Below are 19,455 nucleotides of genomic sequence, written 5' to 3'. Positions count from 1 at the left end.
ACGAGGGAAGGTGACCCATGAGCCTCATGGACACGCTGAAGGCAAAGCTCGGCCCGGCCAAGGAGAAGATGTCCGACCTCGCGCACCAGCACGGGGGCAAGATCGAGCACGGTCTGGAAAGAGCCGCTAAGACGGTCGATCAAAAGACCAAGGGCAAGTACAGCAGCAAGATCGAGACTGGCACCGGCAAAGCCAAGAACGCCCTGGGCCGCATCTCCCACAGGGACGACGGCACGACGCCGCCGGCTTCCTGACATCACCGGCGGGCGGCCGCGGAACCATCGCTCCGCGGCCACCCGCCGATGTACGTCCGCTACGACCAGGCGGCGACGAAGTAGCCGACGCCGTACGGGGCGTCCTCGTACAGCAGTTGCCCGGCCAGTCCCGCGGTCTCGGCGGCTCCCGCGAGCACCTGCCACGGAGCGCGGCCCGCCGCCTTGAGTTCGTACGCCAGTGACTCGTCCAGCGCCTTGAGCGCCCCGACGTCGGCGGCGCCCAGCGCACGGGCGGTCTGTGCGTCGAAGTCCGCGGCCCGCTCGTCGAGGTAGCCGGGGGCCTTGAGCGTGCGGCAGGCGCTGCCGTCACCCATCACCAGCAGGGCGACGCGCTCCGCCCGGGCGGCGAGTTCCCGTCCGACGGCCTCGCAGCGTTCAGCGGCGAGCAGCTCACCGACACCGAGGCCTTCCACCGGGCCGTCCGCCCACTGGACGCGGGTGAGCAGCCACGCGCCGACAGCCAGCGAGGGCGGCAACGGCCGTTCCTGGGCCTTGCCCGCTCCCAGCCGTACCTCGAGGTCCACACCGAACCCGTGGAAGGAACCGGTCGCGCCCGCGGCGTACGGGCCGCGGCCGTCCCGCTCGGCGGGTCCGAGCACGACCAGCAGATCGGGCCGGGCCGCGGCGAGCACACCGAGAGCATCGGCACACGCGGTCCGCGCGGCATCGAGTTCCGGGGCGGCCCCGGCGGCGACATCCGGGACCAGCAGCGGCGGGCAGGGGCAGACGGCTGCGGCGACAAGCATGATCGGCAGCCTAGTCCGTGCTCCGCCCGTCACTCTGTCCAGCTGTCCGTCGCTCCGTCCAGCTGTCCGTCGCTCTGTCCAGCTGTCCGTCGCTCTGTCCAGCTGCCCGTCGTCTTCGGGCGGGGGTCCGTCAGTCGCAGCCGCACCCGGGCGCCTGAGCGGCCGGCAGCGGCTCCGGTGCACCGATCTTCGGCAGGCCCAGCATCACGCCGGCCGGCTTCGCGGCCGCCGCGGCATTGCGCTTCGCCCAGGCATCGCCGGCGCGGGTGGGACGTACGGAGTGCACAGCGCCCTCGGCGAGCAGGTGGTGCGGCGCGGCATAGGTGATCTCGACCGTCACCACATCGCCCGGACGCACGTCCTCGTCCGGCTTGGTGAAGTGCACCAGGCGGTTGTCGGGAGCGCGCCCCGAGAGGCGGTGGGTAGCGCCGTCCTTGCGGCCCTCGCCCTCGGCGACCATGACCTGCAGCGTCCGGCCGACCTGCCTTTTGTTCTCCTCCCAGGAGATGTCCTCCTGGAGGGCGACCAGGCGCAGATAGCGCTCCTGGACGACTTCCTTGGAGATCTGGCCCTCCATGGTCGCCGCCGGAGTGCCGGGGCGCTTGGAGTACTGGAAGGTGAAGGCGTTCGCGAAGCGCGCCTCGCGCACCGTGTGCATCGTCTGCTCGAAGTCCTCCTCGGTCTCGCCGGGGAAGCCCACGATGATGTCGGTGGAGATGGCGGCGTGCGGAATGGCCGCGCGCACCTTCTCGATGATTCCGAGGAAACGCTCCTGCCGGTACGAGCGGCGCATCGCCTTCAGGATCGTGTCCGAACCGGACTGCAGCGGCATGTGCAGCTGCGGCATGACGTTCGGGGTTTCGGCCATCGCCGCGATCACGTCGTCGGTGAAGTCACGCGGGTGCGGCGAGGTGAAGCGGACCCGCTCCAGACCGTCGATCTTTCCGCAGGCGCGCAGCAGCTTGGAGAACGCCTCGCGGTCTCCTATGTCGGAGCCGTACGCGTTGACGTTCTGGCCGAGCAGGGTGATCTCGGAAACGCCCTCGGCGACGAGCGCCTCGACCTCGGCCAGGATGTCGCCGGGCCGGCGGTCCTTCTCCTTGCCGCGCAGCGCCGGGACGATACAGAAGGTGCAGGTGTTGTTGCAGCCGACCGAGATGGAGACCCACGCCGCGTACGCGGACTCACGGCGGGTCGGCAGCGTCGAGGGGAAGGCCTCGAGCGACTCCGCGATCTCGACCTGCGCCTCTTCCTGGATGCGTGCGCGCTCCAGCAGCACCGGCAGCTTGCCGATGTTGTGCGTACCGAAGACCACGTCGACCCACGGCGCCCTGGTCACGATGGTGTCGCGGTCCTTCTGGGCCAGGCAGCCGCCGACCGCGATCTGCATCCCGGGCCGCTTGGTCTTCATCGGCGCGAGCCGGCCGAGATTGCCGTACAGCTTGTTGTCGGCGTTCTCCCGCACCGCGCAGGTGTTGAAGACGACGACATCGGCATCACCGTCGGCGCCCTCGGGCGCACGTACATAGCCTGCGTCCTCCAGCAGACCCGACAGCCGCTCGGAGTCGTGGACGTTCATCTGGCACCCGTAGGTGCGCACCTCGTAGGTTTTGGCACTCATCGCGCCCACCAGGGTACGGGGTCGTACCGACGCTCCGCCTCTCCCTTCCGTGAGGGAGGGCCTGGCCATTACAGGGAGTGAGCTGGCAGGATCGCGGCCATGTTCCCGGCCCTCTCCCGCATCAGCCGCCGCCGTGCCCTGCAGGGGTCGGCCGCCGCACTGGTGGTGTTCGGGCTGCTGCTGTGGTGGCTGCTGCCCTTCGGCCAGACCACGCCACGCGGGACGCTGACCTTCAGCACCGGTTCGCAGAGCGGCGTCTATCAGCGGTACGGCGTGCTGTTGAAGGACGCGCTCGCCCACGACCTGCCGGACGTGGAGATAAATCTGCGGACCAGTGAGGGCTCGCAGCAGAATCTCGCGCGGGTGGCCGCGGGCGAAGCGGATTTCACCATCGCCACGGCCGACGCCGTCGCCAAGTACAAGCGGGACGGCAAGCCGGGCGCCGCGCGGCTGCGCGGCTGTGCCCGGCTGTACGACGACTATGTGCAGCTCATCGTGCCGCGCGACTCGCCGGTGATGTCGACCCGCGATCTGCGCGACAAGCGGGTGGGCGTGGGGCAGGAGGGGTCGGGTGTGCGACTGATCGCCGATCGGCTGCTGAGGGCCTCAGGAATCGATCCGACCCGGGACATCACACCGGTCCCGGCCGGGATCGACACGGTGCCGGGGCGGCTCGAAGCCGGCGAGCTCGATGCCTTCTTCTGGTCGGGCGGGCTCCCGACGGCGGCCGTCGAGGAGCTGTCCGAGCGCTTCCGGATCCGGCTGGTCCCGCTTGAGGCCGATCTCATCGAGAAGCTGCACGCCACGGGCGAGGCGACCAGCTACTACCGCTCCGCGGTGATGCCCGCCGACGCCTATCTTCAGGCGCAGAGCGGCCTGCCCGTGCCGACGGTGGCGGTGGCGAATCTGCTGGTCACCACGGACCGGATGGGTCCTGCGATGACCGAGGGCTTCACCCGTACTGTGATCAACAGCCGGGACCGTATCGGCAATACGGTGCACCCTGCCCAGCTGGTGGATCTGCGGACCGCGGTCTACACGGATCCGCTGCCGTTGCATGAAGGCGCCCAGCGCTACTACCGCTCGGTCAAGCCGTAGCCCTGGCTCGGTGCGGCCCGATCACCCCTTGGTCAGGCCGTGGTCCTGACCGATCAGGCCTCATCACTACTCGGCCAGGCCCTCGTCCCCTGTTGATCCGGCCCTCGTCACCGCTCGGTCAGGCCGTAGGAGACGTACGCGGGACGGTGACGGTCACCCGCAGTCCGCGCGGCTCGTGATGCGCGTACCCGATCGAGCCGCCGCCCGCCGCCAGCAGCGCTCGCGAGATGGACAGGCCCAGACCCGAGCCCTTGACGTTCTGGTGGTGGCCGCTGCGCCAGAAGCGGTCACCGATACGGGCCAGCTCCTCGTCGGTCAGGCCCGGACCGCCGTCGGTGATCACGACGGTGGAGGTCTCACCGTTGGAGGCGACCGAGAGCGTGACCTCCTCTCCCGGCGGTGTGAACTTCAGGGCGTTGTCGATCACCGCGTCCAGCGCGCTGGACAGCGCGATCGGATCGGCCCAGGCGGTGACCGCGGCCCCGTGTTCGGTCAGCCGGACGCCCTTCTCCTCGGCCAGGGGGCGCCAGGCCGCGACCCGCTCGGCGGCCAGTTCGCCGATATCGGTGAGCTGGAGATCCGCGGCGGCGTGTTCGGCCAGCGCCAGGTCCAGCAGGTCGTCGAGGACCTGGGCGAGGCGCTTGCCCTCGGTGCGGACCGAGGCGATCTCCTCGTTGCCTTCGGGGAGTTCGAGTGCGAGGAGTTCGATCCGGAGCAGCAGCGCGGCGAGCGGGTTGCGCAGCTGGTGGGAGGCGTCGGCGACAAACGCCCGCTGCTGTTCGAGGACTTCTTCCACGTTGTCGGCCATCTCGTTGAACGAGCGGGCCAGGCGCCGGAGTTCCGGCGGCCCGCTCGCGGCCGCGACACGTGAGTTCATCTGCCCGGTCGCGATGTCGTGTGTGGCCGCGTCCAGGATGCGTACGGGCCGCAGTACCCAGCCCGTGAGGCGGAAGGCGGCGCCGACGGCCAGCAGCATCGCCGCGCACTCCCCGGCCACGATCACCAGCCAGCCCTGCAGTACGCGTGAACGCAGCTGGCCGGTGGGGGAATCGGTGAATACGACGGCCATGACGTCCCCGTCCCGGACGACCGGTGAGGCGACGACAAGTCGGCCGCCCTGCTGCCACGGCCAGACCTGGGGCGGGTCCTGGCTGCGCCGCCCCGAGAGCGCTTCTTCGAACGCCTCGCGGCCCTGGCCACTCGACGGCACGGACCAGGTCTCGGGGGCGCGCGCCATGGCCTCGCCGTCGCGGTAGAAGACGCCCGCCCTGATGCCGTACGTGTCGTGGAAGCGGTCGAGCTGCTCCTGGAGCGTGGAGCGCCGCTCGTCCACACCCGAGCGTTCGGTGACGAACTGCGCGAGCGCCGCGAAGCGCACCGTGTCGTCGATCCGGTCGACGACGACCCGCTGCTGCTGTGCGGCGGCGACGCTCACGGCGAGCGGGAAGCCGAGCGCGAGCAGCACGCCCGCCATGAGGACGATGAGCAGCGGAAGAAGTCGAGTACGCACAGGGGGTTACGGGCCTTACGCGCCGACGGGGGCAACGAGCCGGTAGCCGACGCCGCGCACGGTCTCGATCAGGGCGGGCATGCGGAGCTTGGAGCGCAGGGACGCCACATGCACCTCGAGCGTACGGCCGGTCCCTTCCCAACTGGTCCGCCACACCTCGCTGATGATCTGCTCCCGGCGGAAGACGACGCCGGGCCGCTGCGCGAGCAGCGCCAGCAGGTCGAACTCCTTGCGGGTCAGCTGCACCGTCTCACCGTCGACACTGACGCGACGGGTGGGCAGTTCGATGGTGACCGGGCCGAGCCGCAGCGCGTGATCGGCGGCGGCCGCACCGGCCTCGTCTCCGGGCGCGGTGCGCCGGCTGACGGCGTGGATGCGCGCGAGCAGCTCACCGGTGTCGTACGGCTTGACGACGTAGTCGTCGGCCCCAAGGTTGAGCCCGTGTATCCGGGAGCGGACGTCGGCCCGCGCGGTCACCATGATCACAGGGGTCGAAGTGAGCTTCCTGATCTTGCCGCAGACCTGGTAGCCGTCCTGGTCGGGCAGCCCGAGATCCAGCAGTACGACCCCGAAGGGCGGCTTGTGCGGATGCGTCGCGGGCAGCACGGCGCGCAGCGCCTCCTCGCCGTTGCGAGCGTGCACCACTTCAAAGCCGTGCCGCGCGAGCACGGCGGAGAGGGCGGCGGCGACATGGTCGTCGTCCTCGACGAGCAGCAGTCTCATGGCCCCCCTTCGGTCGTGCGGTCGTCCGATGTACCTGGGCATCAAGGACGATTGTCGCCCGAGGAGTCAAGGGGCACCCCGGGACACCGGGGTTTCCGTTACCCACCCGGTACGCCGACCACCTCCCTCTTCACGCATAGTGTCCGGTTGCAGCCGGATCGTTATGCTCAATTTCCGCTCAGATGTAATGACGCTGGTCGCACTAGGTGAATAGGGTCCTGCCAACCGAGGAGGACGGAGCAAGAAGCCGATGAGCGGAGTTTCAGTGACCAAGGGCGCCGAGGACGCTGTGCCCACCGCGGGCGACCTGGTCGTGCTGAGCAACGTCAACAAGCACTTCGGCGCGCTGCATGTGCTCCAGGACATCGACCTGACCATCGCCCGTGGCGAGGTCGTGGTCGTCATCGGGCCCTCCGGGTCCGGGAAGTCCACGCTGTGCCGCACGATCAACCGCTTGGAGACGATCGACTCTGGCGCGATCTCGATCGACGGCAAGCCGCTGCCGGATGAGGGCAAGGAGCTAGCCAGGCTGCGTGCCGACGTCGGGATGGTCTTCCAGTCGTTCAACCTCTTCGCGCACAAGACGGTGCTCGAGAACGTGATGCTGGGCCAGCTCAAGGTCCGCAAGATGAGCAAGAAGGCTGCCGAGGACAAGGCCCGCGCCCTGCTCGACCGGGTCGGCGTGGCCACGCAGGCCGACAAGTACCCGTCCCAGCTCTCCGGTGGTCAGCAGCAACGCGTCGCCATCGCACGCGCGTTGGCGATGGATCCCAAAGTGATGCTCTTCGACGAGCCGACCTCTGCACTCGACCCCGAGATGATCAATGAGGTGCTGGAGGTCATGCAGCAGCTCGCCAGGGACGGCATGACGATGGTCGTCGTCACCCATGAGATGGGCTTCGCGCGCTCGGCCGCCAACCGGGTCGTGTTCATGGCCGACGGCAAGATCGTCGAAGAGGCCACGCCCGACAACTTCTTCAGCAACCCGCGCAGTGACCGCGCCAAGGACTTCCTGTCGAAGATCCTGCACCACTGAGTTCCGGACCTGCTGATCACCCACATCACGTCAACACGAGGGAAGACCATGATGCTTCGCAAGGTCACCGCTGCTTCGGCCGCTGTGCTCGCACTCGCTCTGAGCGCCACCGCCTGTGGCTCCAACGACAAGGACGGCGACTCGGCCGGCGGGGGCGGCAAGAAGATCACGATCGGCATCAAGATCGACCAGCCGGGCATCGGCCTGAAGACGCCCGACGGCAAGTACACCGGCTTCGATGTCGACGTCGCCACGTACATCGCCAAGGAGCTTGGCTACGACGCCAAGGACATCACCTTCAAGGAGACGAAGAGCGCCGACCGCGAGACGGCGATCGAGCGCGGGGACGTCAAGTTCATCGCCGCTTCCTACTCGATCAATGACAAGCGCCTGGCGAAGGTCGACTTCGCCGGCCCGTACCTGCTGGCCCACCAGGACATCCTGGTCCGCGCCGACGAGAGCTCGATCAAGTCCCCCGCGGACCTGAACAACAAGAAGCTCTGCTCGGTCACCGGCTCGACCTCCGCGACGAACGTCAAGGAGAAGCTCGCGCCGAAGGCAGACCTGCAGGAGTACGGCGGCTACTCCGAGTGCCTCACCGGCCTGGAGAACAAGGCCGTTGACGCGCTCACCACCGACGACTCCATCCTGGCCGGCTACGCCTCGAAGAAGGAGTTCCAGGGCAAGTTCAAGCTGGCCGGCTTCAAGATGAGCAACGAGAACTACGGCATCGGCCTGAAGAAGGGCGACGCCGACCTCAAGAAGAAGATCGACGCCGCGCTGACCAAGATGGTCTCGGACGGCTCCTGGGAAAAGGCCGTGAAGGCCAACTTCGGTCCGGCCGGCTACAAGAACGAGCCCGCCCCGAAGATCGGCAACATCGTCAAGTAGTGCAGCAGGGCTGACGAGGCGCGCCGCCACTGAGGGCGGCGCGCCGAGCCCTCCCACAGGCGGAAGCGCGGGAGATCGTGTTCGACTTTCTTGAAGGTTACGACCTACTGGGGGCCTTCTGGGTGACGGTGAAACTCGCCGTCTACTCCGGCCTCGGTTCCCTGATATGGGGAACGCTGCTGGCCGGCATGCGGGTCAGCCCGGTCCCCCTGATGCGCGGTTTCGGTACCGCCTATGTGAACGTTGTCCGTAACATACCCCTGACCATCATCATCGTCTTCACGTCGCTGGGCCTGTTCCAGACACTCGGCGTCAGCCTCGGCGCCGAAGACTTCAAGGACGTCAACTTCAGGCTCGCGGTGCTCGGCCTGACTCTCTACACCGCCGCCTTCGTGTGCGAGGCGCTGCGGTCCGGCATCAACACGGTGCCCGTCGGCCAGGCAGAGGCCGCACGCGCCCTCGGTCTGAGCTTCTCCCAGGTACTGCGGCTCGTCATCCTCCCGCAGGCCTTCCGGTCGGTCGTCAATCCGCTGGCCAATGTGCTGATCGCGCTGACCAAGAACACCACCGTCGCCGCCGCGATCGGCGTGGTCGAGGCCGCGAACCTGATGAAGACCATGATCGAGGCGGAGGCCCAACTCCTGCTGATCTCCGCTGTCTTCGCGTTCGGATTCATCTGCCTGACCCTCCCGACCGGCCTGATCCTCGGCTGGGTGAGCAAGAAGGTGGCGGTGAAGCGATGACTTCCGTCCTGTATGACGCGCAGGGGCCCCGCGCCAAGCAGCGCAACATTCTCTACACGGTGCTGTTCCTGGTCGTTCTCGCGGCCGTGGCGTGGTGGGTGTACGACAGCCTCAACGCCAAGCACCAGCTCGACTGGATCAAGTGGGAGCCCTTCTTCACGAGTTCCCAGCCGTGGGAGACGTACCTCTGGCCGGGGCTTCAGGAGACCCTGAAGGCGGCGAGCCTCGCCCTGGTGATCGCGCTGCCGCTCGGAGCGCTCTTCGGCATCGGCCGGCTCTCCGACCACCGGTGGGTGCGGATTCCGTCCGGCGCCGTCGTGGAGTTCTTCCGCGCCATCCCGGTACTCATCCTGATGATCACCGCGAACGAGGCGTACTCCGAGTACACCGACATCAGCAGCGAAATGCGTCCGCTGTACGCCGTGGTCACGGGACTTGTTCTCTACAACGCCTCGGTGCTGGCCGAGATCGTACGAGCCGGGATCCTGTCCCTCCCGCGGGGTCAGACCGACGCGGCCAAGGCGATCGGCATGCGCAAGGGCCAGACCATGCGCCATGTGCTGCTGCCGCAGTCCGTGACGGCCATGCTCCCCGCGATCGTCAGCCAGATCGTCGTCATCGTGAAGGACACCGCCCTCGGCGGCGCGGTCCTCACCTTCTCCGAACTGCTGGCGTCGGTCCGGCCGATGAGTGCGAACTACGGCGCGAACACCATCGCCTGCTTCACCGTCATCGCCGTGATCTACATCGCGTTGAACTTCACGCTCACCTCGTTCGCGAGCTGGCTGGAGGGACGGCTACGGCGCGGCAAGAAGAGCACAGGTGCGGTACTGGGCCCCGGAAGCGTCGAGGCGGCCGGAGGCACCGCCCCGATCTCGGTGTCGGGTGACTTCAAGTCCGGCGCCGGAGGCGGCGGCATCTGACGGTACGGATCCACAGGCTCCACGGGGGCGGCGGCGCGGTTGCGTCGCCGCCCCTGTCACTTGACGAGGGAACCCGCAGTGGGTTGCATACGTTCTGTGATCGCGTACCGGGCTCCCACCGCACCGTCCCGCACGACCCTTCGGGCCCGAGGAGTCACGCCGTGGACCCGGTGATCATCGTCGGCGCCGGGCCCGTCGGGCTGACGCTCTCCCTGGCCCTTGCCACACAAGGTGTCCCCTCCGTCGTACTTGACGAGGGCACGGGCAAGGACGAGCCGCGCCCCGCGCGTACGGTCGTACTGCGGCCCGACACGGCGGCCATGGTCGAGCGGCTCGGCTGCACCACCGTCCGTGACGAAGGAGCCCGCTGGACCGGCTGGCGCTCGATGCGGCGCAAGCAGGACGTACGGCAGCTCGTGCTCGGCGACGACGGCGCGCCGACGCCGCTGCACATCCCCCAGCACGCCCTCACGCGCGGACTGCGGAACGCCGTCGCCGGACACCAGTTGGTCCGGCTCGTCACCGACAGTCGCCTCGACTCGCTGGAGCAGGACGCGAGCGGGGTCGGCGTGCACACCCGCGGGCCCGGTGCGACCTGGTGGCGCGGAAGCCATCTGGTCGGCTGTGACGGCGCCAGGTCCACGGTCCGCAAGCTTCTGGGCATCCGCTTCCCGGGGCGTACGGCGGTGGAACGGCATGCCGTCGCCGCCCTGCGTACCGAACTTCCCTGGCCCGACGAGGCGTTGCTGCACCGCCAGCCGCCGTGGCGAACGGGCGGCGACGAGGTCACGGCCCGCCCGCTGCCTGACGGCGTCTGGCGTCTCGACTGGCTGCTGCCGCCCCGCGGCGAACTGGTCACCCCCGACACCCTGGTAGCGCGGTTGCGGGACACCCTGGCCGGCTGGTGCGGTGAGACACCTCCGTACGAACTGCTCGACACCGGCGTCTACACGCTGCACCACCGGCTCGCCCGGCGCTGGCGCGTGGACCGGGCCTTCCTCGCGGGCGACGCCGCCCATCTGCTCGGCGCGCTCGGCACCCAGGGCCTCGACGAAGGCCTGCGGGACGCCGACAACCTGGCGTGGAAGCTGGCGCACATCTGGCACCACGGCCCGTCCGAGCCACTGCTCGACAGCTATCAGGCCGAGCGGCGCGCCGCCGTCGCCGCACGGCTGCGCGCCGCCGACCAGTCGCTGCCGATACTGCGTGGCGGCAGCGCGCTGCGCACGTACCTCCCGGGCACCGCGCGCGGACACGACACCCTGCTCACCGACGGCCATCTGGGGCACGGCCCACTGGGTGCGCCCCCCGTATACACGCACTCCCCCCTCGCACCCGAGTACGCCGACTCACAGACGCTCGTCGGTACGGAGGCGGGCGCGCCGGTCGCGGATGTACGGGTGACCGTGCCCGACGGAGCCAGCGCACGGCTGCGGGACCGGCTGGGGCGGGGGCAGCTGCTGGTGGTGCTGGTCGCGCCGGGTACCGGGGTGTGGGACCGGCGGCACTGGGTGAGCGCGGGCGTGATGCCGCGACTGGCGGCGGCGGTCACCGCGCTGCCGGTGCGGGCGGAGCTGCTGGTGACGGAGAGCTACCCGGGCGCGTCCGCGCACACCGTGCTGCTGGTGCGGCCCGACGGTCACCTGGTTGCGTCGTTCACGGGGGTGCGGCCCGCGGAGCTGTACTCGGCGGCGGACGCGGCACGTGGCGGCGCTCCCTCAGCGGTACGCAGTGACCGCACTGCGGACATCAATTGACGCTCAAGGACCGGCATGGTGTACTCCGGAGCGTGACCGACACCAATGTGCGCCTGTGGCGGAGGGTCCATATGGACCTCGTCCGCTATGCGGGCTGCGTGTGTCGTCCGTCCTGCTGAATTCGCCTACCTCACGCGCCGTGGCCCGCTGAGCCCGCGCGCTCTCCTGCGAACTCCCAGGACGGTTTCCGTGTCCCAGCCTGTCTCTGCCCCTGTCACCACCCGTGACCCGAGCGCGCCGACCGCCGCCGAGCTGCTCGACTTCGTGACGCGCTCCGCCGCCGACAAGAACCTCATCGCCTCGCTGCCACTCGATCCCGAGGGCCGTACCTGGGTACGGCTCGAGGGTCCGGGCGGCAGTGAGGCCTGGCTGATCGGCTGGCCGCCGGGCACGGGCACCGGCTGGCACGACCACGCGGAATCGTTCGGCGCGTTCGCCACGGCCGAGGGCGAGCTCAAGGAGAACGCACTCGCCGTGCGGCTGCCCGCGAGTGGATGGAAGACCCTGGAACTGGACGAAGGGGTCGACCGCGAGCGGCAGTTCGCGGCGGGCAGCAGCCGGGCCTTCGGGACGCACCATGTGCACGAGGTGCTGAACGAGTCGGTCGCCGAGCATGCCGTGTCGGTCCATGCGTACTATCCGCCACTGCCGCTGATCCGGCGCTTCAGCCGGTCCGGCCCGGTGCTCCGTCTTGAGCAGGTCGAGCGTCCCGAGGACTGGCAGTGAGCGAGCGGATCGGGATCGACGAGCTTCTGGAGCGGATGCGGGAGCACCTGGACCGGGTCGAGCCGAAGGAAGCTTTTGACGCGGCTGCCGGCGGGGCGCTGCTGGTGGACATCCGGTATGCGGCGCTGCGCGAGCGGGACGGGCTGATTCCCGGTGCGCTGGTCGTGGAACGCAATGAGCTGGAGTGGCGGCTGGACCCGCAGGGCAGCCACCGTGCGCCGGAGGCGGTCAGTCATGATCTGCGGGTCGTGATCATCTGCAACGAGGGCTACGCGTCGTCTCTCGCGGCCGTGTCCCTGCGGCAGTTGGGCCTCCACCGCGCGACAGACCTGATCGGCGGCTTCCAGGCGTGGAAGACCGCGGGCCTGCCCGTCGAGCCGTAGGACGTCGGGGCGGCGAGTCGGGCCTGCGGTCCTGCTTGGCGGTGGCCAACTCGGCGGGGTGAGCAGGCCGCCGGGGAAGAAGGCAGCCGCCGGGACCGCGCCGGCTCGCGACCAGGACCAGGCGCGCGTCCGGCGGCGGTTGCCCCGGCGCCGGACGCGGCACAAGCCCAGCGCGGGCACACCACAGGCCACGGGCGCACCGTAGGCCCGGGCGACCGTGAGCCCGGGTGCACCGTAGGGCCGGGTACTCCGTAGGCCCGGGTGCGGCACCCACGGCGGTCCGCGTTAGAAGCCGTCGCCCTCCAGGTCGTCGATGTCCTCGCCCTCTTCTTCCAGGGCGCGCTTGACCACCCGCAGGGCCGTGCCCTCGGGGTACCCCTTGCGGGCGAGCATGCCGGCCAGGCGCCGCAGGCGGCGGTCACGATCGAGGCCGCGGGTGGAGCGGAGTCTGCGGGCGACCAGTTCGCGGGCCGTCTCCTCCTCCTGCTCGGGGTCGAGCTGCCCGACCGCCTCGTCGATCAGTGCGGAGTCCACGCCCTTGGTACGCAGCTCCCGCGCAAGAGCGCGCCGGGCGAGGCCCCGGCCGTGGTGCCGGGACTCCACCCAGGCGTCGGCGAAGGCCGCGTCATTGATCAGACCCACGTCCTCGAAGCGGGAGAGGACCTCCTCGGCCACCTCCGGGGGGATCTCACGCTTGTGCAGCGCGTCCGCGAGCTGCTTGCGCGTACGCGGGGTCCCGGTGAGCAGGCGCAGGCAGATCGCCCGCGCCCGCTCGGCCGGATCCTGGGGCGCCGGCTCCCCTTTCTCGGCCCTCGACGAGGAAGGGGGGCCGCTCTCCGGGTCCGGCCAGTCCGTTCGCCGTGCCACGGGTCAGCTCTTGGGCGCCGAGGCCTTGGTCGCCTTGGTGGCCTTCGCCGCAGGGGCGGGCACCTTCGCCGCGTCCTCGGCGCCCGCGGCACCTGCCGCGTCCGCGCCCGGCTCGGCCGCCGGAGCCTCCGGCCTGACGCCGACGCCCAGCTTCTCCTTGATCTTCTTCTCGATCTCATTGGCGAGATCGGGGTTGTCCTTCAGGAAGTTACGGGCGTTCTCCTTGCCCTGGCCCAGTTGGTCGCCCTCGTACGTGTACCAGGCGCCCGCCTTCCGTACGAAGCCGTTCTCCACACCCATGTCGATCAGGCCGCCCTCGCGGCTGATGCCCTGGCCGTACAGGATGTCGAACTCGGCCTGCTTGAAGGGCGGCGCGACCTTGTTCTTGACGACCTTGACGCGGGTGCGGTTGCCGACCGCGTCCGTGCCGTCCTTCAGGGTCTCGATACGACGGATGTCGAGCCGCACCGAGGCGTAGAACTTCAGCGCCCGGCCACCGGTCGTGGTCTCCGGCGAGCCGAACATCACGCCGATCTTCTCGCGGAGCTGGTTGATGAAGATCGCGGTGGTCTTGGACTGGTTCAGCGCGCTGGTGATCTTCCGGAGCGCCTGGCTCATCAGCCGCGCCTGCAGACCGACGTGCGAGTCGCCCATCTCGCCCTCGATTTCCGCACGCGGCACCAGGGCCGCGACGGAGTCGATGACGATCAGGTCGAGGGCGCCGGAGCGGATGAGCATGTCGACGATCTCGAGCGCCTGCTCGCCGTTGTCCGGCTGGGACAGGATCAGGTTGTCGATGTCGACGCCCAGCTTCTTCGCGTACTCGGGGTCGAGGGCGTGCTCGGCGTCGATGAAGGCCACCGAACCGCCCGCCTTCTGGGCGTTGGCCACGGCGTGCAGTGTGAGGGTGGTCTTACCGGAGGATTCCGGTCCGTAAACCTCCACCACGCGGCCGCGCGGCAGGCCGCCGACGCCGAGCGCGACGTCGAGCGCGGTCGACCCTGTGGGGATGACCTCGATGGGCTCGTTCGGCCGCTCGCCCAGGCGCATCACCGCGCCCTTGCCGAATTGCCGTTCAATCTGTGCGAGCGCGGCGTCCAGCGCCTTCTCGCGGTCGGTTCCTGCCATGGGCTCCACCCGATTTGCTTGAGTCGATCGCTTCACGTCAAAGACGCTAACCCCTGCCACTGACAATGGGCCCCGACGTCCTTCCAGCCTGTGGATAACTCCCGAAAACCGAGGGCCGGAATTCCATGAGAATGGATGTTCGATTTTAGTGTCAAGCGCACCACCCGGCCCGCCGCGCAGCCCGCCGCAGGCCGCTGCCCGCGCGCTCCCGGCGTACCGCGCTTCAGGACACGCCGTCGGTGTCCGCCCCGGCGTCGCGCCCGCCCGAGCCGGCGGCCGGAGCGTTACGGCCCCTTCGCCAGATGTGCCGCACCCGCGCGAACGCCCTTCCGTCGCGCAGCCGGTGGCCATGCACACGCGGATCGTCGGTCACGGTGTACCGCTTCACATACGCGCCGAGGAACGCCTGGAGTGTGGCCACCGCCGGGATCGCGATCAGCGCGCCGACCGCTCCCAGCAGCGCCGTGCCCGCGACAACCGAGCCGAAGGCCACCGCCGGGTGGATGTCGACGGTCTTCGAGGTGAGCTTGGGCTGCAGCACATAGTTCTCGAACTGCTGGTAGATCACGACGAATCCGAGTACCCACAACGCGTACCAGGGGTTGACCGTGAAGGCGATCAGCATCGGCAGCGCACCCGCCAGATACGTACCGATGGTCGGGATGAACTGCGAGACCAGACCGACCCAGACCGCGAGCGCCGGGGCATACGGCACACCCAGGATCTCCAGCAGGATGTAGTGCGCGATGCCGGAGATCAGCGCCATCAGGCCGCGCGAGTAGAGGTAGCCGCCGGTCTTGTCGACCGCGATCTCCCAGGCGCGCAGCACCTCGGTCTGCTTGGCCGGCGGCAGTACGGAGCAGATCGCGCGCCGCAGCCGGGGCCCGTCGGCCGCGAAGTAGAACGAGAACAGGAAGATCGTCAGCAGCTTGAACAGCCCGCCGAGCACGGTGGCGGAGATGTCCAGCACTCCGCTCGCGCTGTTCTGGACGTACTTCCGCAGCCAGTCCGAGCGCAGCAGGCTGTCCTGGACCTCCACCCGGGAGAGCTCGGTGTGGAAGGAGTCGTTGATCCAGCGGATCACCGAGTCCAGGTACTGGGGGAAGTCCTCGACCATGTCGACGATCTGGCCCGCCAGCATCGAGCCGAGCAGAACGATGAAGCCGGCGCCCGCGATCAGTACGGCGAAGAAGACCAGGAAGGTGGCGAGGCCGCGGCGCATACCGCGCGCTGCCATCCGGCCGACCGCCGGTTCGATCGCAAGTGCCAGGAAGAAGGCGATCAGGATATTGATCAGCAGCCCGATGAGCTGGTGGAAGGCCCAGCTGCCGAGCTGGAAGCAGGCGAAGAGCGCCAGCGCGAGCACCATGGCACGCGGCAGCCAGCGGGGCATGCGGCCGGGGCCACCGGGGCCGCCCTCGGGTGCGGGAGGCGGCACGGTCGGCGGGGTCGTGTTCTGAGCGGTCTGCGGCGGCACGTCCTGAGCGGCCATGCCTTCGGCGGCTATGTCCTCAGGAGGCGCGTCCTTCTCGGGCACGTTCTCAGGGGTCACGTCCTGGTCGGTCTTGTCGGTCGGGGCCACGCGGCAAGTGTCGCCCATGGCTGCCGTGGGCCACCGTCCACCCCGTGTGTCACCACTTCTCCCACCGGTTTCCGGCCGCCTCCCGCCACTCCCGTGACCGTGTGCCGCAACCACTCGCCTCAGCGCTTGTCCGCGGGGATTCCGACAGCGGCGCAGACTCCGCGCCACACATCCTTCGTCTCCCAGCCGGCGGCCAGCGCCTCATGGACCGTACGGCCCCCGAGCTCGGCCATCACATGGTCGCGCGCGAAGGAATCGGCGTACGCCTGACCGAAATGGTCCGCCATCCGCTCCCAGAAAATCGTCAACCGCATGACGTCAGTATCCCGCCCCTGGGGTGCAGCGACGTCCGTCCCCCTTACCGAAAGGCATTTCCGCCCTACGGTCTGAACATGGCTGGAACCGGAGCAACCCCCACAACCTCGCCCGCGTCTTCCCTCGCCCGCGCCGAGCACTTCATCTGGCTGACGGCCCGGGTGCTGGAACAGCGGCGGTTCGCGTACCACTTCCTCGGCGGCGGCTCGGACACCGTCGAGACAGCCCTGGCCGCGTACCTCAACCAGGACGGCGGTTACGGCCACGCCCTCGAACCGGATCTGCGCGGCCCCGTCAGCCAGCCGCTGCACACGGCTCACGCCCTGCGCGTCCTCGACTCCATCGGCCGCTGCGGCGGACTGCGCGTGGAGCGGATGTGCCGCTACCTCTCGGAGGTGTCGACGCACGACGGGGCGCTCCCCGCGATCCACCCCTCCCAGCGCGGCTATCCGTCCGCGCCCTTCATCCCGATCGTCGACGACCCGCCGAGCGAGCTGCTCGCGACGGGTCCGGTGGTAGGGCTGCTGCACCGTAATCAGGTGTGGCACGCCTGGCTGTTCCGGGCAACGGACTTCTGCTGGGCCGCCGTCGACGCGCTGGAGAAGTCCCATCCGTACGAGATCGAGGCCGCGGTCGCCTTCCTGGACGGCGCCCCGGACCGCTCGCGCGCGGAGGCCGCCGCGGACCGACTCGGCCGGCTGGTGCGCGAGCAGCGCTTGGCGGTGCTGGACCCGGAGCGGCGCGGCGAGTACCCGGTCGCGCCCGGCTATGCGCCGCAGGAGCACCACTTCCCGTACGACTACGCCCGTACGCCGCAGTCGCTCGCCCGCCCCTGGTTCACGGACGAGGAGATGGCGCGTTCCCTCGATCATCTCGCGGGAGAGCAGCGCGAGGACGGCGGCTGGCCCGTCAACTGGCGCCAGTGGGCACCCGGCACCGTCCTGGAGTCGCGGCCGATCATGACGATCGAGGCACTGCGGACGCTACGGGCGCACGGTCGCGCCATCGGCTGACGCGACCGGCCGCCGTTGTGGGCCCCCTGTGGTCAGCCCCCGAGTGCGCGCGCGCCCGCCGTGACCGCCACCGCCGCCCCGACAACCACCAGGAAGGGGGCACGCAGGACCAGCGCGAGCGCTGCCGCGGCAAGCCCCGCGGCCCGTGCGTCGAGGACGAGGGAGTTGTCGGCGCTGAAGGTCTGCTGTGCGGTGAGCGCGGCCAGCAGGGCGACGGGCAGCAGGGCGGCCAGCCGCTGGACCAGGGGTCGCTCGAGGGCGTCGGCGGGGACGAGCAGTCCGACCAGCTTCACGAGGTAGCAGCCGACGGCGGTCGCCGCGATCGCGATCCAGATGCTCAACGGTCCTCACCCTTCGTGCTGTCCGCCTTCTTGCTCTCTGTCTTCTTACCGTCGTTCTTCATGCCGTCGCTGCTCTTGCTGTCGACGATCGTGCGGCTGTCGGCGATCGTGCGGCCCTTGAACCAGAGGACTGCGGGCGCGGCCAGCGCGGCGACCAGCACCGGCACTCCGGCGGGCAGCACCGGCAGGAACCCGAGCCCCAGGATCACCGCCAGCCCTGCGACAGCCCGCTCGGTCGTCGTACGCAGCATGGGCGCGAGGAGCGCGAGGAAGACCGCAGGTCCTGCGGCGTCCAGACCCCAGGCGTTGGTGTCGCCGATGGCTTCGGCTCCGAGCGCCCCCAGGAGCGTGGTGAGGTTCCACAGCACGTACAGGGTCAGCCCGGTGACGGTGAAGCCGAGGCGCACGGCGCGCCGCGTGGGCTGGGCGAGGGCGACGGCCGTGGTCTCGTCGATGACCCAGTGCGCCGCCAAGGGTCGTACGAAGCGGGGCAGAGCGAGCAGCTGGGACAGCCGGAGTCCGTAGAAGGCGTTGCGTACGCCGAGGAAGAAGGCGCCCGCGGCGGCGGCGAGCGGATTGCCGCCCGCCGCGATCGCACCGACCAGCGCGAACTGCGAGGCGCCGGTGAAAACCAGCAGGCTGAGCGCACAGGTCTGCAGCAGGCTGAGTCCGGATCCCGCGGAGGTCACGCCGAACGCGAAGCCGGACAGGCCGACGGCGATGCCGACGCCGAGCGCATCGCGTACGACGGCCGAGTCCGGCTTGGACCCGGGCTCCGCGGTGGTGCGTATCACTGGGGGAGTCTTCGGGTGACTCTCTGGGGGAGCTGTCTGTTCTGCCACGACGCGGACATTACGCGGGGCGCTCTCGGGTGGTCTTGTACGTTCTTGCGCGCTCCTTGCGGTACGCCCCGGGCGGGACTCCGACGATCCGGGTGAAGTGCCGGTTCAGATGCGGCTGGTCGGTGAAGCCGACGGCGACGGCCGCCTCGGCGGGCGCTGTGCCTGCCTCCAGGAGGTGGCGGGCGCGGCGCACGCGCGCGTCGGTGAGCCAGGTGTGCGGCGGCATGCCGTACTCCGCCTTGAAGGCGCGCAGCAGCGCGAAGGGGCTGGTGCCGAGCTCCTGCGCCAACTGCTCCAGGGAGGGCGGCCCGGCCAACCGCTCCTCGAGGAGCTGCTTGGCGAGGGCGGCGGTGCGGGCACCGGAAGCCGTGGGCGCACGGGAGGGAAGGGCGCTTCCGTGGCGTCTGAGCAGCCGGGCCACGGCGATGCGCAACAGGCTGTCGGCGGCCAGTGCGTTGCCTTCCTCCGCCGCCCGGTGCACCCCGCGGATCAGTTCGGCGGTCTCCGGATCCTCGACGATCGTCTCGGCGAAGCCGGGGGTGCCGCGGAGTGTGGTCACGGCCCCGGCGATGTCGGAGACGAGCTCCACGGAGGGATAGAGGGTGGCGTACGTCCAGCCTTCGGGGACCCCGGCGCGGGCGGCGTGCGGCACCTCCGGGTTGATCATGACGACCGTTCCGGGGCCTGCCCGGATGATTCCGTCCGGCAGGCTCACGTCCTCGAGACCTCCGGTGACCGCGCCGAAGGTGAAGCCCTCGTGGCTGTGGCGCGGAAAGGTGTGCCGGACATAACGGGCACGCAGCAGATCGAGGCCCGGCAGTTCCTCGTACTGCCAGTGCCTCGCCCACTCGTGCGGTATCAGGCGCCCCATGCAGCCATTGTGCTCCGGCGGCATCGCGGCCGACCTGCGCGTCCCCGACCTGGACAGCTGATTG

Annotated in this window: 22 protein-coding genes; 11 read left to right on the top strand and 11 right to left on the bottom strand. The window is 69.7% G+C overall.

The annotated features are described in order from the left end of the window. The first annotated feature begins 17 nt into the window (after window positions 1-17). Window positions 18-254, top strand: coding sequence for an antitoxin (locus ACWDZ6_RS13845; RefSeq protein ID WP_326653033.1), 237 nt, complete (start codon window positions 18-20; stop codon window positions 252-254). A 59-nt stretch (window positions 255-313) separates the two neighbouring features. Here ACWDZ6_RS13845 and ACWDZ6_RS13840 read toward each other — a convergent pair whose 3' ends face one another. Together ACWDZ6_RS13840 and miaB are read right to left on the bottom strand one after the other, a co-directional pair. Next, window positions 314-1,021 carry a class III extradiol dioxygenase subunit B-like domain-containing protein gene (locus ACWDZ6_RS13840; RefSeq protein WP_451502997.1) on the bottom strand — a complete coding sequence of 236 codons (708 nt, stop codon included), beginning with the start codon at window positions 1,019-1,021 and terminating at the stop codon, window positions 314-316. A gap of 130 nt (window positions 1,022-1,151) precedes the next feature. Further along, on the bottom strand, window positions 1,152-2,642 hold the full coding sequence (gene miaB / locus ACWDZ6_RS13835) for a tRNA (N6-isopentenyl adenosine(37)-C2)-methylthiotransferase MiaB (RefSeq protein WP_451502996.1): 1,491 nt from the start codon (window positions 2,640-2,642) through the stop codon (window positions 1,152-1,154). 99 nt (window positions 2,643-2,741) lie between these two features. Between miaB and ACWDZ6_RS13830 the strand changes: the two genes are divergently transcribed. Next, window positions 2,742-3,740, top strand: coding sequence for a TAXI family TRAP transporter solute-binding subunit (locus ACWDZ6_RS13830; RefSeq protein ID WP_326653030.1), 999 nt, complete (start codon window positions 2,742-2,744; stop codon window positions 3,738-3,740). A gap of 118 nt (window positions 3,741-3,858) precedes the next feature. Here the strand turns inward: ACWDZ6_RS13830 and ACWDZ6_RS13825 are convergent, their stop codons facing one another. Then, window positions 3,859-5,250, bottom strand: coding sequence for a sensor histidine kinase (locus tag ACWDZ6_RS13825; RefSeq protein WP_366730245.1), 1,392 nt, complete (start codon window positions 5,248-5,250; stop codon window positions 3,859-3,861). A gap of 15 nt (window positions 5,251-5,265) precedes the next feature. Next, a complete protein-coding gene (locus ACWDZ6_RS13820) occupies window positions 5,266-5,973 on the bottom strand; it encodes a response regulator transcription factor (protein ID WP_326653028.1) in 708 nt (235 codons plus the stop codon). 250 nt (window positions 5,974-6,223) lie between these two features. Here ACWDZ6_RS13820 and ACWDZ6_RS13815 point away from each other — a divergent pair, with 250 nt between their 5' ends. The 8 genes from ACWDZ6_RS13815 to ACWDZ6_RS13780 all read left to right on the top strand — a co-directional run bounded on the left by ACWDZ6_RS13815 (window position 6,224) and on the right by ACWDZ6_RS13780 (window position 12,432). Beyond that, window positions 6,224-7,009 (top strand): amino acid ABC transporter ATP-binding protein, encoded by a 786-nt coding sequence (locus tag ACWDZ6_RS13815; RefSeq protein WP_326653027.1) that lies wholly within the window; start codon window positions 6,224-6,226, stop codon window positions 7,007-7,009. Between the two features lie 48 nt (window positions 7,010-7,057). Further along, window positions 7,058-7,900: a glutamate ABC transporter substrate-binding protein gene (locus ACWDZ6_RS13810; protein ID WP_451502995.1), complete on the top strand. Its 843-nt coding sequence runs from the start codon at window positions 7,058-7,060 to the stop codon at window positions 7,898-7,900. A 77-nt stretch (window positions 7,901-7,977) separates the two neighbouring features. After that, a complete protein-coding gene (locus ACWDZ6_RS13805; protein WP_389182111.1) occupies window positions 7,978-8,643 on the top strand; it encodes an amino acid ABC transporter permease in 666 nt (221 codons plus the stop codon). Next, window positions 8,640-9,566 carry an amino acid ABC transporter permease gene (locus ACWDZ6_RS13800; protein WP_451502994.1) on the top strand — a complete coding sequence of 309 codons (927 nt, stop codon included), beginning with the start codon at window positions 8,640-8,642 and terminating at the stop codon, window positions 9,564-9,566. Before ACWDZ6_RS13805 ends, ACWDZ6_RS13800 begins: the two co-directional genes overlap by 4 nt. A 161-nt stretch (window positions 9,567-9,727) precedes the next feature. Next, window positions 9,728-11,323, top strand: a complete 1,596-nt coding sequence (locus tag ACWDZ6_RS13795) for an FAD-dependent monooxygenase (RefSeq protein ID WP_451502993.1) — start codon at window positions 9,728-9,730, stop codon at window positions 11,321-11,323. A 32-nt stretch (window positions 11,324-11,355) separates the two neighbouring features. Continuing rightward, complete coding sequence (locus tag ACWDZ6_RS13790; RefSeq protein ID WP_319285218.1) at window positions 11,356-11,442, top strand: putative leader peptide; 87 nt, start codon at window positions 11,356-11,358, stop codon at window positions 11,440-11,442. A 70-nt stretch (window positions 11,443-11,512) separates the two neighbouring features. Continuing rightward, window positions 11,513-12,049, top strand: coding sequence for a cysteine dioxygenase (locus ACWDZ6_RS13785; protein WP_451502992.1), 537 nt, complete (start codon window positions 11,513-11,515; stop codon window positions 12,047-12,049). 35 nt (window positions 12,050-12,084) lie between these two features. Next, on the top strand, window positions 12,085-12,432 hold the full coding sequence (locus tag ACWDZ6_RS13780; protein WP_451503139.1) for a rhodanese-like domain-containing protein: 348 nt from the start codon (window positions 12,085-12,087) through the stop codon (window positions 12,430-12,432). A 285-nt stretch (window positions 12,433-12,717) separates the two neighbouring features. Here the strand turns inward: ACWDZ6_RS13780 and recX are convergent, their stop codons facing one another. The 4 genes from recX to ACWDZ6_RS13760 form a co-directional block, all read right to left on the bottom strand. Beyond that, entirely contained in the window at window positions 12,718-13,299 is a 582-nt protein-coding gene (gene recX, locus ACWDZ6_RS13775) for a recombination regulator RecX (RefSeq protein WP_366730238.1), read from the bottom strand. A gap of 3 nt (window positions 13,300-13,302) precedes the next feature. After that, a complete protein-coding gene (gene recA, locus ACWDZ6_RS13770; RefSeq protein ID WP_451502991.1) occupies window positions 13,303-14,427 on the bottom strand; it encodes a recombinase RecA in 1,125 nt (374 codons plus the stop codon). Window positions 14,428-14,650: 223 nt separating this feature from the next. Next, a complete protein-coding gene (locus ACWDZ6_RS13765; RefSeq protein ID WP_366730392.1) occupies window positions 14,651-15,820 on the bottom strand; it encodes an AI-2E family transporter in 1,170 nt (389 codons plus the stop codon). Between the two features lie 308 nt (window positions 15,821-16,128). After that, window positions 16,129-16,323, bottom strand: a complete 195-nt coding sequence (locus tag ACWDZ6_RS13760) for a DUF3046 domain-containing protein (protein WP_326653016.1) — start codon at window positions 16,321-16,323, stop codon at window positions 16,129-16,131. A 78-nt stretch (window positions 16,324-16,401) separates the two neighbouring features. On the opposite strand from ACWDZ6_RS13760, the gene ACWDZ6_RS13755 reads away from it, so the two are divergent. Beyond that, window positions 16,402-17,337 (top strand): hypothetical protein, encoded by a 936-nt coding sequence (locus ACWDZ6_RS13755; RefSeq protein WP_451502990.1) that lies wholly within the window; start codon window positions 16,402-16,404, stop codon window positions 17,335-17,337. 32 nt (window positions 17,338-17,369) lie between these two features. Here the strand turns inward: ACWDZ6_RS13755 and ACWDZ6_RS13750 are convergent, their stop codons facing one another. From ACWDZ6_RS13750 to ACWDZ6_RS13740, 3 genes are read right to left on the bottom strand one after another with little or no spacing between them, the layout of a single operon-like run. Beyond that, complete coding sequence (locus ACWDZ6_RS13750; RefSeq protein ID WP_451502989.1) at window positions 17,370-17,678, bottom strand: AzlD domain-containing protein; 309 nt, start codon at window positions 17,676-17,678, stop codon at window positions 17,370-17,372. Next, a complete protein-coding gene (locus ACWDZ6_RS13745) occupies window positions 17,675-18,520 on the bottom strand; it encodes an AzlC family ABC transporter permease (RefSeq protein ID WP_451502988.1) in 846 nt (281 codons plus the stop codon). Before ACWDZ6_RS13745 ends, ACWDZ6_RS13750 begins: the two co-directional genes overlap by 4 nt. Window positions 18,521-18,530: 10 nt before the next feature. Next, a complete protein-coding gene (locus ACWDZ6_RS13740) occupies window positions 18,531-19,391 on the bottom strand; it encodes an AraC family ligand binding domain-containing protein (RefSeq protein ID WP_451502987.1) in 861 nt (286 codons plus the stop codon). Window positions 19,392-19,455: the final 64 nt, after the last annotated feature.

The sequence above is a fragment of the Streptomyces sp. NPDC002926 genome (assembly GCF_053591755.1).
Note: the sequence above shows the minus strand (reverse complement) of the source record. Positions and strands in the feature narration are given on the sequence as shown.